Genomic DNA, 13,867 nt, shown 5'->3' with positions numbered 1-13,867 from the left:
GACAGAGCCCATAAATAAAGTGTGAAGAATTAACCTTCGAGTGGCGCACGCCAGTCGTCAGAGCCTGATGTCCCTGCAACGGTGTGTTCCCAATCAATTTTGCGATAAGAAAGAGACACTTCGATCAGTTGAGTGAAGTCAGACTTAGTCGGATCTTGGCAATGTGGCATTTGGCAATCGATATTCACGATGGTGGCATCAGTTAATGTGGTGGTGAAGAAATGCTCTTGCTTCCCTTCAACCGAGGTGCGATACCATTTTAATGTGATTTTTGGCAACATTTCGCCCGAGGCTAATGCGTTATACAGCAGAGGAACCGCTTTGTTTAACGCCACCGTAAAACGGAAAGGTTTATGCGCACGTTGACCTGAAGGCTGACCTGATTGTGGGTCAGTGGGCACAGTCACTACATGAGAGAATGCTTGCACCAGCATTTCATCTTCGTGGCCTTGAACATAAATATTTCCTACTGATTCAGCCGTAAATGCACCCGCAGTAATATTGCCTTGGGTTTTTCCTTCAATGGAGATATAGCATGGAGTTGGCATGGCAAGTCCTTAATTAACTATCAGTTATTGTTTCTCAACAAAACTATTATTGTTGATGTCCTTTTCAAAAAATCAGCCAGTGCGCACCGCGATTTGATTAGAGTAGCTTAAGTAATTTTAAGGGGAAGTAAAGGGGGTGACGGAAAAGAAGGACGTTGTATCCTCGTAGGATAAGTGACTTAGCGTAAAATAATTGTTCACACGTTATTTACTGCTTTCGTTTCTTAAAATAAGTGTATTTACTTATACAATTACCTTTCGTAAATGTCCGAAATCTCGCTAAAGCCAGTCAGTTCTAATGTACATGGATTTTTAATATGTAACAAAGTGTGTATTTTGTTTCAATTTGTAACAATGTTGATTTATAAGGAAAAAATAACCCTATTTTCAAAATAATAAGCAAACTACGATTTTTATTCTCAAAGGACAAAAAATCCGCACCTAAAATTTAGCGTATCGCAGAAGATATATTTAAATAGAGGAAAAAATATCACCCATAGAGTGATTTTATGAAATAAGCTCAGAAAGAATAAATAACGAAAAGAAGAGAAGAGAAGAGAAGATAAGAAAAGAGTAACCAATAAACTCTCACAAACAAAAGTCGTGAGCGAGCAAGCAGTGCAACAAGGCAGACAGCGCACAGTAAGCGGAGCATACATTAGTATGTGAGCATTACGAGCACTGCTCTAACGCCGTGGCACTACTGCACAGCCACGACGCCAAAGAAGGATCAGATACTGAAAGAGGAACCGCAACCACACGTACTCTTAGCATTAGGATTCGTCACAATAAAACGCGACCCCTCCAATCCCTCAGTATAATCCACACAGCCGCCCACTAAATACTGCAAACTCATCGGATCAACCACTAAGGCAACGCCTTGTTTTTCTATGGTCATATCACCTTCATTCATTGCATCATCAAAGGTAAAACCATACTGGAATCCGCTACAACCGCCGCCCGTGATATAAACACGTAAACGCAGATTTGGATTTTCTTCATCCGCAATCAAATCTTTTACTTTATTTGCAGCCGCGTCAGTAAATTGTAACGGCAGAGCCATATCATCACTCATTGTTCACTCCAGACTGGGTATTCCAGCAAAAAAACAGCCAGCAAAAATTTATATTTCTTGCTGATATAATGTGATGATTATCTAATACCTGCTCATAACCTTCAAGTTTGTTGTGGACAAAATACACTTTTTGCTACCTATCGCTTTTTACGATAAATCACGCACCCACAATAACAGTGATAAATCAAAATGTTGTTGTCGTGTATTTGGCTTCATCTGCGCGGTGCTTTAGAATACGCCTTAATCTTACGCTCACCCATCATTAGGAGTCTGACATGAGCAAGTCTGAAACGCTTTATAATCTCGCACAACAAGTGATCCCCGGCGGTGTCAACTCACCTGTTAGAGCATTTAACGGTGTAGGTGGAACCCCTCTTTTTATTGAACGTGCTAATGGTGCGTATATTTATGATGTTGATGGACGAGCTTACCTTGACTATGTCGGCTCATGGGGACCGATGGTTTTAGGTCACAACCACCCTTCCATTCGTCATGCTGTTACTGACGCGGTACAAAAAGGCCTAAGCTTTGGCGCACCAACGGCTGCTGAAGTTGAAATGGCAAACCTAGTCACTGAACTGGTACCTTCTATGGACATGGTTCGCATGGTGAACTCAGGTACAGAAGCGACAATGAGCGCTATTCGCCTTGCTCGTGGTTACACGGGTCGTGACAAAATCATTAAATTTGAAGGTTGCTACCACGGTCATGCAGATTGCCTATTAGTTAAAGCGGGCTCTGGCGCGCTAACGATGGGACAACCAAATTCACCAGGTGTACCCGCTGATTTTGTAAAACACACCTTAACCTGTACTTACAACGATTTAAATTCTGTACGCCAAGCATTTGAAAATTACCCTGAAGAAGTCGCTTGTATCATTGTTGAGCCTGTTGCGGGCAATATGAACTGCGTACCACCAAAAGCAGACTTCTTACCGGGCTTACGTGCATTATGTGATGAGTTTGGTGCATTGCTGATTATTGATGAAGTTATGACAGGTTTTCGCGTGGCATTAGGTGGCGCACAAGCTTATTACGATGTTGATCCTGACTTAACATGCTTAGGTAAAATCATTGGTGGTGGTATGCCAGTGGGTGCATTTGGTGGACATATGGAAGTGATGTCTAAACTCGCACCAATTGGTCCTGTTTATCAAGCAGGTACTTTATCAGGCAACCCAATTGCGATGGCGGCAGGTCTCGCGTGTTTACACGAAGTATCACAACCGGGTGTTCATCAAACATTAAATGAACTAACAACGATGCTGGCTGATGGTTTACTTGAAAAAGCACAACAAGCGGGCATCCCAATGGTTATCAATCATGTGGGCGGTATGTTTGGTCTGTTCTTTACAGATGCAAAAGAAGTCACTTGCTATCAAGATGTGATGAATTGCGATGTTGAACGCTTTAAACAATTCTTCCATTTAATGCTAGAAAAACGCATCTACCTTGCACCTTCTGCATTTGAAGCTGGCTTTATGTCTATTGCTCATACCAAAGAAGATATTCAACGCACTATTGAGGCAGCGGAATATGCTTTTGCTCAGATGAAGGGCTAATATTCGATTCATTTTTTAATAAAAATAAGATGCGAATAAACAAAAAACGGCACTTATGTGCCGTTTTTTATTTTAGCTAATCTATGTGATTACTTACTCAGAAAATAGATCTTGTAACCATTTTGGTGCGCCACTTTCATCAGTATCTTGCTGAATAGGTGTACACAATCCATCTGGATTTGCTGTCCATACAGGTAGTGTACGAACACCACCACCATAACAAGCAAAGTTACCTTGAGCATCAACAGACATCTCTGCGATATCTTCTGGCACTGGTGGATTTAATTTCAGCGGTGCTTGATTCTCTAAATAATTACGATACAGCAACAATGCCCCTGTTGAACCCGTTAAGTTTGTTGGGCCATTATTATCACGCCCCATCCATGCGATGGTGACTTCTTTGCCATCAATTCCCGCAAACCAGCTATCACGCAAATCGTTAGTGGTACCGGTTTTACCTGCAAGGTTGTAATTACCAAATTTTGGTTTTAATACGCGCCATGCTGTCCCTGAATTAACCACTTGTTGCATACCAAATAACGTCATATAAGCCGCTTGAGGCGAAACCGTCGTTTCAGCTTGAGGATAACTTTGGTAAAGCACAGTACCATCTTGAGTAATAACCGAACGTAATGACGATATTTTTGCTCTGTTACCTAAACTACCAATTGTTTGGAAAGTTTGAGCGACTTCCATTGGTGTTAAGTTTAACGCCCCAAGAAGCATCGCTGGTACTTTTTCCAGATTCTCCGCAGGTGCTCCCAAGTTAATCCATGTTTTGATCACATGGTCTAATCCCACTTCTAAACCAAGATTTACTGTAGGTATATTACGTGAGGTTGCTAACGCATCCACCAGCATTAATTTGCCTTTATAACCACGATCGTAGTTACGAGGTTGCCAAGGTTTGCCTCCTGGAATAGGCACAGAAATAGGTTCATCCGCAAGCCATGTATTTAAGCGAAAACGTTCTGGCTCACTTAATGCCGTTAAGTAGGTAGCAGGTTTAGCTAAAGAACCAATTGAACGACGAGCTGATAATGCACGGTTAAAGCCTGCATATTGTGGTTGAGATCCCCCCACTAAAGCTCGAACTTCACCACTTAAGCGATCCACAACAACCATCGCCCCTTCAAGATCGTCAATTTTACGAACTTTACGGATATCCGCGACACCCACTTCAACCGCTTTTTCAGCCGCATCTTGTGAGACTGGATCTAATGTGGTGAAAATTTTTGTACCTGATAAATCTTTTACTTTATCGCCTAAAGTTGTTTGTAACTCTTGGCGAACCAGTTGCATAAATGCAGGTTGAGGTGTTAACGCTTCACTGCGAGGTTTTACACCTAAAGGACGTGCACTTAATACGTTATAAAGCTCTTGGTCGATTATTTCTTGGGTTTGCAGTAGTTTTAATACCACATTACGACGCTCTAATGCTGCCTTTGGATTACGCCATGGATTATAAGCAGATGCACCTTTTACCATACCCACTAAAAGTGCTTGCTGATCAAGGCTTAATTCATCAACGGGGCGACCAAAATAGTAGAGGCTAGCTAAAGGAAAACCTCTAATTTGTTCATCACCACTTTGTCCTAAAAAGACTTCATTAAGATACAGCTCAAGAATGCGATCTTTGCTATAACTCGCATCCATAATAATTGCCATATAGGCTTCATTTAGCTTTCTTTTTAACGTTCTTTCGTTAGTCAAAAACAGGTTTTTCACTAGCTGTTGCGTTAAAGTACTACCGCCTTGAACCGCTTTACCCGCAGTAAAGTTTGCTAATACCGCACGGCCAATAGAATAAAAGCTGATACCGTCATGCTCATAGAAACGACGATCTTCTGTTGCAATTAATGTATCCACTAATAATTGTGGGAATTTATCTCTTGCTAAGAATAAACGTTGTTCACCATTGGCAGATTGCATCATGGTAATTAATTTAGGATCGAGACGGAAAAAACCAAACTGACGCTGATTTCCCATATTTGTAATGCTAACGAGAGAATTTTGCTCAAAAGTCAACTTAGCCAAAATTTGCTCTTCACGGCCATCAGGGAAATCAAAAGGTCGGCGCAACATCTCAATCGTGTTGCCTCTTACTACAAATTCGCCGGGACGTGTGATTTTGTTGACATTACGATATTGCATGCCTTCAAGTAAGCTCACCATCTCTTTTTGGCTATAATTCATGCCCGGCTCTAAGTTAACGGTGCGTCCGTAAACAGCCGCTGGCAATTCCCAAACATTGCCATCAAGGCGCTCTTTGATTTGAGAATGTAAATAAACACCATAAATGCCCATTAAAACCGCAACTACAACCGTAATTTTGACAAATAACCAAAACCAAAAACGACCTCTTTTGGCTTGTTTTGCTGGTCTTTTCTTTCTACTCATGAACTGTATCTCTCATTAAAACCCCTTTATCACGGGATAAAGAAGCCTAACATTGTCGCTATTTTTCTGTGTGATCACACAAGAAAGCTCTCAAATATAAATAACACTAGGGTAAAACTTACATTTATTTATTGGCTATATTTTTTTACTCGCCGTGTAGGTGCAGTATTCGCGGGTGAATCAGGCCACAAATGTTTTGGATAACGCCCTTTCATCTCTTTTTGCACCTCTTTATAACTTCCAACCCAAAACGTTGCTAAGTCTTGTGTTTTTTGAATAGGTCGATGAGCTGGCGATAATAACTCCATTACAACGGGTAATTGACCATTCGCTACAATAGGGCTTTGTTGTTCGCCATAAACCTCTTGAATGCGGATAGCGATCACAGGAGGTAACTCCAAATCATAGTTGATAATCACTTTTGTGCCTGTTGGCGCCAAATAATGCGTTGGAAATAAACTTTGTAGCAACTGATTTTCATGCCACGTTAATTGGTTTTTAATAATTGTATTAATATCAATTTGTTGTAATGCTTTTAATGTCTGAATTTCACCCAACTCGGGCAATAGCCATGTATCTAAAGTTTCAAGTAATACAGATCCATCTAAATCAGGTAATAAGGCTTCTGGACACCATTTTTTCGCTAAAGAAAGCCGTATAAAAAGCTGTTGAGTCTCTTCATTAAGTGCCAAAGCATTTAAACCGTTATCTCTCAGCCAATTCAATAATGCTTGTTGCATTTGTTGTTTATTGGGTTTGTCTAATTGACGCTGGCTTAAGGTTAGTCGCCCTAATTGACGTTGTTGCCAAGTGATTAACGTACCGCGTTTTTCATCCCATTCAACCGTGGTATTCTCTTCAATAAGTTCAGAAAAGGTCGTTGATATTTCATCGATATCAATCGGTAGTGCTAATAAAATACGCACATCGGCATAATGCGCATTTTGTAGTAATAATGGTGCTAAGATCCACGGTGTATCACTCATTGAGTGCGAATGTTCCATCATGGCACCTTGCCCATTTGCTAAACGAAAACGACCTTTATTATCACGATTTTTAGCAATCCTATCAGGAAATCCAACCGCTAATAATAAACCTAACAATTCAGGGCAAAACGCCCCTTTCCGATGTTGAGAAAGCTGTTTTTCACGTCGTGTCCAGAAGGTGTTTTTTGGTTGAGCAATCCACTCCAGATTAATTTCTTGTCCTCGGGGTGGCTCTTCTAAGATTGCACATAAGCGTGCTGCCGTCGCCAGATGATTGTCGCTTTGCTCACTCGCGTAATCTAAAATCGCTGCTAATCGAGGTTCTATTCCCCATTGCGCCATACGCAAACCACGCGGTGTTAATCCATCATACTTATCAATGGCGCCTAAACGATACAATAAATCTTTAGCTGCATTCAATGCTTGTGACGAAGGTGTATCTAGCCAGTTCAACTGGTTAATATCGCGACATCCCCATTGCAATACGGAAAGCCATAATGAGGATAAATCGCTACTTAAAATTTCGGGTACTTGATGAGAGGCAATTCGTTGTGATTGTTCTTGGCTCATTAAATGCCAGCAAATTCCAGTTTCAAGGCGACCCGCACGCCCTGCTCTTTGTGTTTGTGATGATTGACTAATTCGCTGGCGTAGCAAGCTGGTGACACCACTTTTTAAATCAAACTGAGCGCGTTTCTCAATCGTACTATCCAATACAAGGCGAATACCTTCAATTGTTAAGCTGGTTTCTGCGATATTGGTCGCAAGTACCACTTTTCGATAACCTCTTTCTGTAGGTTCAATCGCTTTTTGCTGCTCTGCTAATGACAACGCCCCATACAGTGGAAATAGCAGCACATGTTTATCCACTTTATCTTTTAGTATTTCAGTAACACGCATAATCTCTGCGCTACCCGGCAAGAATATCAACATGGAGCCAGTTTCTTGCGCCAATAACCGCAAAGCCATGGTGGCAATTTCTTGTTCAAAAGGTTGATGCGTATTGATAGGAGAATAAACTCTTTCGACTGGGTAACTGCGCCCTTGAGCGCTGATCATTGGTGCTTTAGGTAATAATGTCGTGAGTTTTTGATTATCTAAGGTTGCTGACATAATCAAAACACGCAAATCATCGCGTAATCCCATTTGAACATCGAGTAATAGAGCTAGAGCTAAATCAGCCTGTAAACTGCGTTCATGAAACTCATCTAATATCACAAGGCTTACGCCTGTCAGTTCTGGATCTTGCTGTAACATGCGGTTTAATACACCTTCTGTTACCACTTCAAGTCGAGTGTGCTGGCTCACCTTGCTTTCTGCTTTCATACGATAACCTATCGTATGACCCACATCTTCATTAAGCTGACTTGCTAAACGATAAGCAATGCTTTTAGCGGCAATTCGTCTTGGCTCTAATAAAATTATTTTGCCGTCAAAAAAATTTTGCTCAAGTAAATAGAGAGGAAGCGCTGTTGATTTACCTGCACCTGTTGGCGCATGAAGTAAGACTTGTGGGAATTGTTTTAACGCAGTAACGATATTTTCCGTTACCTCAAAGATTGGCAATAAATGCACACAGGCTCCATGACTCATTAACTTTCTCGGCTTGGCATTGTAGCATTAGCGCTTTATTAAAGATCGTATTTTCATCGGAGTTGTCATGAAATTTGAGCAACCGCTACAATCTGCCACTTTACTAAAACGGTATAAGCGTTTTTTAGCAGACGTTGTTACCCCAAATGGGGAAGAATTCACGCTTCATTGCGCCAACACAGGAGCAATGACAGGATGTGCGACTCCCGGTGATACGGTTTGGTATTCCACATCTTCAAATGCAAAAAGAAAATACCCCCACAGTTGGGAGCTTACACAGACTCAAACTGATGATTGGATTTGTGTAAATACATTAAGAGCGAACGGTATTGTTGCAGATGCCATTGAAGCGGGTGATATTCCAGAATTATCTGAATATGAAGAGATAAAACGAGAAGTCAAATATGGGAATGAGAATAGCCGTATTGACATTTTACTTAAATCAAATCATAAAGTTGACTGCTATATTGAAGTGAAGTCAGTCACATTGTTAGATAACGGAATGGGTTATTTTCCTGATGCAAAAACTCAACGCGGCCAGAAACATCTTCGAGAGTTGACGGCTATCGCAAAATTGGGTTTAAGGGCTGTCTTATTCTACGCAGTTCCCCATACTGGCATTACGGAAGTGACTGTTGCTAAAGAGATTGACCCTGACTATGCTTCATTGCTAAAAGAAGCGCATGACGCAGGGGTTGAAATCTTGTGTTATCGCATCAATATTAGTGAATACAATTTAACAATTGGACAGCAATTACCTTTTATTTCAAATAGTTAATTGATTTTCATGGCTTTAGTTAATCATTTTTTAACTAAAAAGGGACATTTACTTGCGTGCCTTCACACCATGAGAAAACTTATTAAAGGAATAATTGCTATCCTCGCGGGCATCTGCTATTTATAGCGCCCTATTTTTTCCCCTTCCTGTTTTGAAGGTGGGGATTATTCAGAAATGCGTATGTAGGAGAAGCATTATGCAAGAAGGGCAAAAGCGTAAAACATCGTCCATGAGCATTCTCGCTATTGCTGGCGTTGAGCCATATCAGGAAAAAGCGGGCGAAGAGTACATGAACGAAGCCCAATTAGCGCATTTTAAGCTAATACTTGAATCTTGGCGCAATCAGCTCAGGGATGAAGTCAACCGCACCGTTACTCATATGCAAGATGAGGCGGCAAACTTCCCCGATCCCGTTGACCGTGCTGCACAAGAAGAAGAATTCAGTCTTGAGCTGCGTAACCGTGATCGTGAACGTAAACTCATTAAGAAAATCGAGAAAACACTGAAAAAAGTTGAAGATGATGACTTCGGCTTCTGTGAATCTTGTGGCGTTGAAATCGGCATCCGCCGTTTAGAAGCTCGCCCTACCGCCGATTTATGTATCGACTGTAAAACATTAGCTGAAATCCGTGAAAAGCAGATGGCTGGCTAATTGATGAGCCAACGCCTCAACCTGATACGTTGAGGCGTTTATCTGAATCTTTCGATGCACGAGATTACAGACTATATTGGGCGTTTTGCGCCATCACCAACGGGTCAACTTCATTTTGGCTCATTGGTTACTGCACTTGGTAGTTATCTTCAAGCTCGCGCACACCACGGGCGTTGGCTCCTTCGCATCGATGATATTGACCCTCTTAGAGAACCCCCCGGCACGGCATCCTTAATTATTCGCACATTAGAGCGTTATGGATTGTTTTGGGATGGTGATATCCTTTATCAATCACAACGCCATGATGCTTATCATGAAATACTGTCTGCACTTTGGCGAGAAGGTGTCTGCTACCACTGCCAGTGTAGCCGCCATCGTTTACATGATTTGGGTGGTGTATATGATAATCATTGTCGTCACCACGCTCCATTAGCGAATAGCGATACACCTTTTGATAAAAACAGTGCATGGCGATTGATCCAGCAGCACCCTGTTTATCATTTTGAAGATATGATCCAAGGTACTTATTATTCTAAAAGTACATCTATCGTACTAGAAGATATGATTATTCACAGAAAAAATAACTTATTTGCGTATAATCTAGTGACGGTGATTGATGATAGTTATCAAGGTGTGACCGAAGTGGTGAGAGGTGCTGATCTACTTGATCCCACATTGCGACAAATCAGTTTACATAAACAACTGAATTTACCTATTCCGCGTTATGCTCATTTGCCTTTAGCAATAAATCATGACGGTAATAAATTATCGAAGCAAAATCACGCGCATGCGTTGCCAGATTCGGATCCAAGGCCCGTCATTATCGATGCTTTACAATTTCTTAATCAGCCGATTATTGCTGGCTGGCAGGATTATTCGTTAGCATCATTGTTAGAGATTGCGACTGCACAGTGGTCACCTTCTGAGATTTTAAAACAAAATCATCAGCAACAAGGATACGAATAAACCACACAAAGCATTCTCAAAAAATGTTCAGTAGGCTATGATTAGCCGCTTAATTTTTTTAATTATTAGAATTTATTATTCGAGGTGTCATATTTTTAATCGAGTAGCACATTTCTGCCGTAATCTGCTAGGGCGACAAACAACGTCATCAGACACACAACCGGTAGCAAGTGAAAGGCCAGTCACAACTGCATCTGACCGACCAATACAAGAAACACAGAAACCTGTGCGTCGGCGTCCTGCTATATCCGCAGACCGTCCCCGTAAGAAAAAGAGTAATAAAGAAAAGGCGAACGGGAGTGATTTGCCAATGACAGTGATCCCAAGAGATCAACACCCAATTTCACGTAAAGACATCAGTGACAATACATTAAAAGTGCTTTATCGCCTAAATAATTCTGGTTTTCAGGCTTATTTAGTCGGTGGTGGTGTCCGTGACTTATTACTGGGAAAAAAACCAAAAGATTTTGATATTGCCACAAATGCAACCCCTGAGGATGTACGTCGATTATTCCGCAACAGTCGTTTAGTCGGTCGTCGTTTCCGCCTTGCACATATCATGTTTGGCCCTGAAGTGATTGAAGTGGCTACTTTCCGTGGCTCTCATGAAGATCATGAAATTTCAGACAACAACCAATCACAGCAAGCACAAAGCGGCATGTTACTGCGCGACAATATTTTTGGCTCCATTGAAGAAGATGCCATTCGTCGTGACTTTACATTAAACAGCCTTTATTACGGTGTTGATGATTTTGCTGTACGTGATTACGTTGGCGGTTTAGCGGATCTTAAAGCAGGCATTATTCGTTTAATTGGCGATCCTGAAACGCGTTATCGCGAAGATCCCGTCAGAATGCTTAGAGCCATTCGCTTTGCCAGCAAATTGGATATGCAAATTGCGCCTGAAACCGCAGAGCCAATTAGCAGACTCGCCCCTTTATTACGTAATATTCCATCGGCTCGCCTTTTTGAAGAGTCACTAAAATTATTACAAACAGGGCAAGGCTATAAAACATACAAACTCATGTGTCGCCATCAGTTGCTTGAGCCGTTGTTCCCGCTAATAGCATCAAAAATGACAGAACAACATGATACGCCGATGGAGAGAATGCTGGATCAAGTTCTCAAAAATACAGACTATCGTATTAATAAAGATATGCGTGTTAATCCGGCATTCTTATTTGCGGCAATGTTGTGGTATCCATTAATCGAACATGCAGAGAAATTAGTCCAAGAAAGTGGTCTTTCTTACTATGATTCTTTCGCTATGGCGATGAATGATATTTTAGATGAACAATGTCGTACGATTGCAATTCCAAAACGTATTACCACCATGATGCGTGATATCTGGCAATTACAGCAACGTTTACCTAAACGCCAAGGTCGTCGTGCCAATAAACTGCTTGAGCACCCTAAATTCCGTGCAGCGTTCGACTTACTGGAATTACGTGCCAATGTACAACGTAATCCAGAACTTGAAGCGTTAGCGAGTTGGTGGGCAGATTTCCAAGCCTCTAACAATACACAACAACGCTCAATGGTCTCAGAATTAGGTCAAGCACCGGTTCGTAGACGCCCTCGTCCACGTAAGCGTCCTCGCCACCCAAGTGCAAAGCCAGCATCAAGACAAGAGAACAATAATGAGTAAACAGACAAAACGTGTTTATATCATTTTAGGTAGCAATTTGAATTCACCTGAAGATCAGGTAAATTCAGCAATTAAAGCAATCAGTGAGATCCCACAAACCACACTGATTGCTCAATCTTCCTGGTATCGTACTCGCCCTATGGGGCCACAAGATCAACCAGATTTTCTTAATGTTGCCGTTGCTGTCGATACAACTTTGGCGCCAGAAACCTTGCTTGATAACACTCAAGCGATTGAATTAGCACAAGGTCGAGTTAGAAAAGAAGGTAACCGCTGGGGCCCTAGAACGCTAGATCTCGATATCATGTTATTTGGTGATGACGTGATCCAAACTGAGCGTTTAACCGTGCCTCATTACGGGCTAAAAGTCCGTGAATTTATGCTCTACCCATTAGCTGAATTAGCACCAGACCTTCGCTTTCCTGATGGTGAGTTATTAGCAGCTAGATTAGCTTTAGTGCCTGAAAATGGCATGGAAAAGTGGTGATACCACGTAAATCCTCTATTAAAGCTAAAGGTTGATACTGTAAAAAATAAACACGGTATCAGCCTCTATCTCACGGCTACACATTCACTGTATTATAACCCCATCTTTATGACCTCCTCGCTATTTGAGTGATTGTCGCTTTATCCCTACCAATAACCAATTGATATATATAACTTTATCTTATTAATTATTCTTTTTTATTGCTCACTTAATTACTTTTTCTTCGTTTTTAGCCCTTAAATGCTACAATCGAAAGCGGCTTTATATTGATGATTTAAAAATCTTCTTAATAAACAAATAATTATGTGAAGCATTTTATTTTATCTGCACACAAAAAACCAACAATGATGGAGTTTGTTATAATGAAACCCACAACGCTTTCAACACTAAATCGCTATAAGCAAGAAAAGAAAAAATTCGCTACGATCACCGCTTATGATGCAAGTTTTGCTCGCCTTTTCGCACAAGAGGGTATTCAGGCCATGCTTATTGGTGATTCATTGGGAATGACGCTACAAGGCCATAGCAGTACATTACCGGTTACGGTTGAACAAATCGCTTATCACACACGTTGTGTTAGAGCTGGTGTGCCGAACGCTTTTTTAATTGCTGATATGCCATTTATGTCTTATTCAACCCCAGAACAAGCTTGCCTTACTGCTGGTATTTTGATGCAAGCAGGTGCGAATATGGTAAAAATCGAAGGAGGAAGTTGGCTAATTCCTACTGTTAAAATGCTGACAGAACGTGCAGTTCCCGTCTGTGTTCATTTAGGATTAACACCTCAATCTGTTAACGTATTTGGTGGCTATAAAGTTCAAGGAAGAGAGAGCGATGCGGCAGAGCAATTAAAGCAAGATGCTATCGCTCTTGAAGAGGCTGGTGCGCAACTGACTGTATTAGAATGTGTTCCAGTGGCTCTCGCAAAAGCGATTACAGACGCGCTAACGATGCCAGTTATTGGTATCGGTGCTGGGAATGTTACTGATGGACAAATTCTTGTTATGCATGATTTATTAGGCCTGACACCTCAAGCACCTAAGTTCTCAAAAGATTTTTTACAAGAGGCCGGCTCACTAAAAGGAGCTGTTAGCCTTTATGTTCAGCAAGTAGAACAAGGCCTATTTCCACAAGAACAACATTCATTTAACTGATTTATCATTTCAATTTAT

The 13,867-nt window shown here is 41.2% G+C and carries 10 protein-coding genes and 1 pseudogene; 7 read left to right on the top strand and 4 right to left on the bottom strand.

What is annotated here, in order from left to right:
- Positions 1–29: 29 nt before the first annotated feature.
- Together LG402_RS04145 and erpA are read right to left on the bottom strand one after the other, a co-directional pair.
- On the bottom strand, positions 30–548 hold the full coding sequence (locus LG402_RS04145; protein WP_036933014.1) for an Hcp family type VI secretion system effector: 519 nt from the start codon (positions 546–548) through the stop codon (positions 30–32).
- A gap of 730 nt (positions 549–1,278) precedes the next feature.
- Positions 1,279–1,623: an iron-sulfur cluster insertion protein ErpA gene (gene erpA / locus LG402_RS04140; RefSeq protein ID WP_006534944.1), complete on the bottom strand. Its 345-nt coding sequence runs from the start codon at positions 1,621–1,623 to the stop codon at positions 1,279–1,281.
- A gap of 275 nt (positions 1,624–1,898) precedes the next feature.
- Between erpA and hemL the strand changes: the two genes are divergently transcribed.
- Complete coding sequence (gene hemL / locus LG402_RS04135) at positions 1,899–3,185, top strand: glutamate-1-semialdehyde 2,1-aminomutase (protein WP_166539540.1); 1,287 nt, start codon at positions 1,899–1,901, stop codon at positions 3,183–3,185.
- Between the two features lie 93 nt (positions 3,186–3,278).
- On the opposite strand, the pseudogene mrcB reads toward hemL, so the two are convergent.
- Both mrcB and hrpB read right to left on the bottom strand, forming a co-directional pair.
- Positions 3,279–5,597 (bottom strand): annotated as a pseudogene (mrcB, locus tag LG402_RS04130) (bifunctional glycosyl transferase/transpeptidase); the annotation flags it as partial.
- 116 nt (positions 5,598–5,713) lie between these two features.
- The gene (gene hrpB, locus LG402_RS04125) at positions 5,714–8,146 is read right to left on the bottom strand and encodes an ATP-dependent helicase HrpB (RefSeq protein ID WP_319800756.1); all 2,433 of its coding nucleotides are present in this window, start codon (positions 8,144–8,146) and stop codon (positions 5,714–5,716) included.
- Between the two features lie 85 nt (positions 8,147–8,231).
- On the opposite strand from hrpB, the gene sfsA reads away from it, so the two are divergent.
- From sfsA to panB, 6 genes are all read left to right on the top strand, one after another.
- On the top strand, positions 8,232–8,942 hold the full coding sequence (gene sfsA, locus LG402_RS04120; protein WP_227336468.1) for a DNA/RNA nuclease SfsA: 711 nt from the start codon (positions 8,232–8,234) through the stop codon (positions 8,940–8,942).
- A 196-nt stretch (positions 8,943–9,138) separates the two neighbouring features.
- A complete protein-coding gene (gene dksA, locus LG402_RS04115) occupies positions 9,139–9,594 on the top strand; it encodes an RNA polymerase-binding protein DksA (protein WP_023580786.1) in 456 nt (151 codons plus the stop codon).
- Positions 9,595–9,648: 54 nt separating this feature from the next.
- Complete coding sequence (gene gluQRS, locus LG402_RS04110) at positions 9,649–10,560, top strand: tRNA glutamyl-Q(34) synthetase GluQRS (RefSeq protein ID WP_227336467.1); 912 nt, start codon at positions 9,649–9,651, stop codon at positions 10,558–10,560.
- A gap of 310 nt (positions 10,561–10,870) precedes the next feature.
- Positions 10,871–12,208, top strand: a complete 1,338-nt coding sequence (pcnB, locus tag LG402_RS04105; protein ID WP_264484599.1) for a polynucleotide adenylyltransferase PcnB — start codon at positions 10,871–10,873, stop codon at positions 12,206–12,208.
- Positions 12,201–12,695, top strand: coding sequence for a 2-amino-4-hydroxy-6-hydroxymethyldihydropteridine diphosphokinase (gene folK, locus LG402_RS04100; protein WP_227336465.1), 495 nt, complete (start codon positions 12,201–12,203; stop codon positions 12,693–12,695). The genes pcnB and folK overlap by 8 nt, the downstream gene beginning before the upstream one ends.
- Positions 12,696–13,057: 362 nt before the next feature.
- The gene (panB, locus tag LG402_RS04095; RefSeq protein WP_227336464.1) at positions 13,058–13,849 is read left to right on the top strand and encodes a 3-methyl-2-oxobutanoate hydroxymethyltransferase; all 792 of its coding nucleotides are present in this window, start codon (positions 13,058–13,060) and stop codon (positions 13,847–13,849) included.
- Positions 13,850–13,867 lie beyond the last annotated feature (18 nt).

The organism is Proteus sp. NMG38-2, assembly GCF_020640995.1.
Lineage (GTDB): Bacteria > Pseudomonadota > Gammaproteobacteria > Enterobacterales > Enterobacteriaceae > Proteus.
Note: the sequence above shows the minus strand (reverse complement) of the source record. Positions and strands in the feature narration are given on the sequence as shown.

Excerpts from the sequence above, each read along its gene's own strand:
- hemL (WP_166539540.1), top strand. The coding sequence starts at position 1,899 with ATGAGCAAGTCTGAAACGCTTTATAATCTCGCACAACAAGTGATCCCC.
- dksA (WP_023580786.1), top strand. The coding sequence starts at position 9,139 with ATGCAAGAAGGGCAAAAGCGTAAAACATCGTCCATGAGCATTCTCGCT.
- pcnB (WP_264484599.1), top strand. The coding sequence starts at position 10,871 with ATGACAGTGATCCCAAGAGATCAACACCCAATTTCACGTAAAGACATC.
- sfsA (WP_227336468.1), top strand. The coding sequence starts at position 8,232 with ATGAAATTTGAGCAACCGCTACAATCTGCCACTTTACTAAAACGGTAT.
- gluQRS (WP_227336467.1), top strand. The coding sequence starts at position 9,649 with ATGCACGAGATTACAGACTATATTGGGCGTTTTGCGCCATCACCAACG.
- folK (WP_227336465.1), top strand. The coding sequence starts at position 12,201 with ATGAGTAAACAGACAAAACGTGTTTATATCATTTTAGGTAGCAATTTG.
- panB (WP_227336464.1), top strand. The coding sequence starts at position 13,058 with ATGAAACCCACAACGCTTTCAACACTAAATCGCTATAAGCAAGAAAAG.
- LG402_RS04145 (WP_036933014.1), bottom strand. The coding sequence starts at position 548 with ATGCCAACTCCATGCTATATCTCCATTGAAGGAAAAACCCAAGGCAAT.
- erpA (WP_006534944.1), bottom strand. The coding sequence starts at position 1,623 with ATGAGTGATGATATGGCTCTGCCGTTACAATTTACTGACGCGGCTGCA.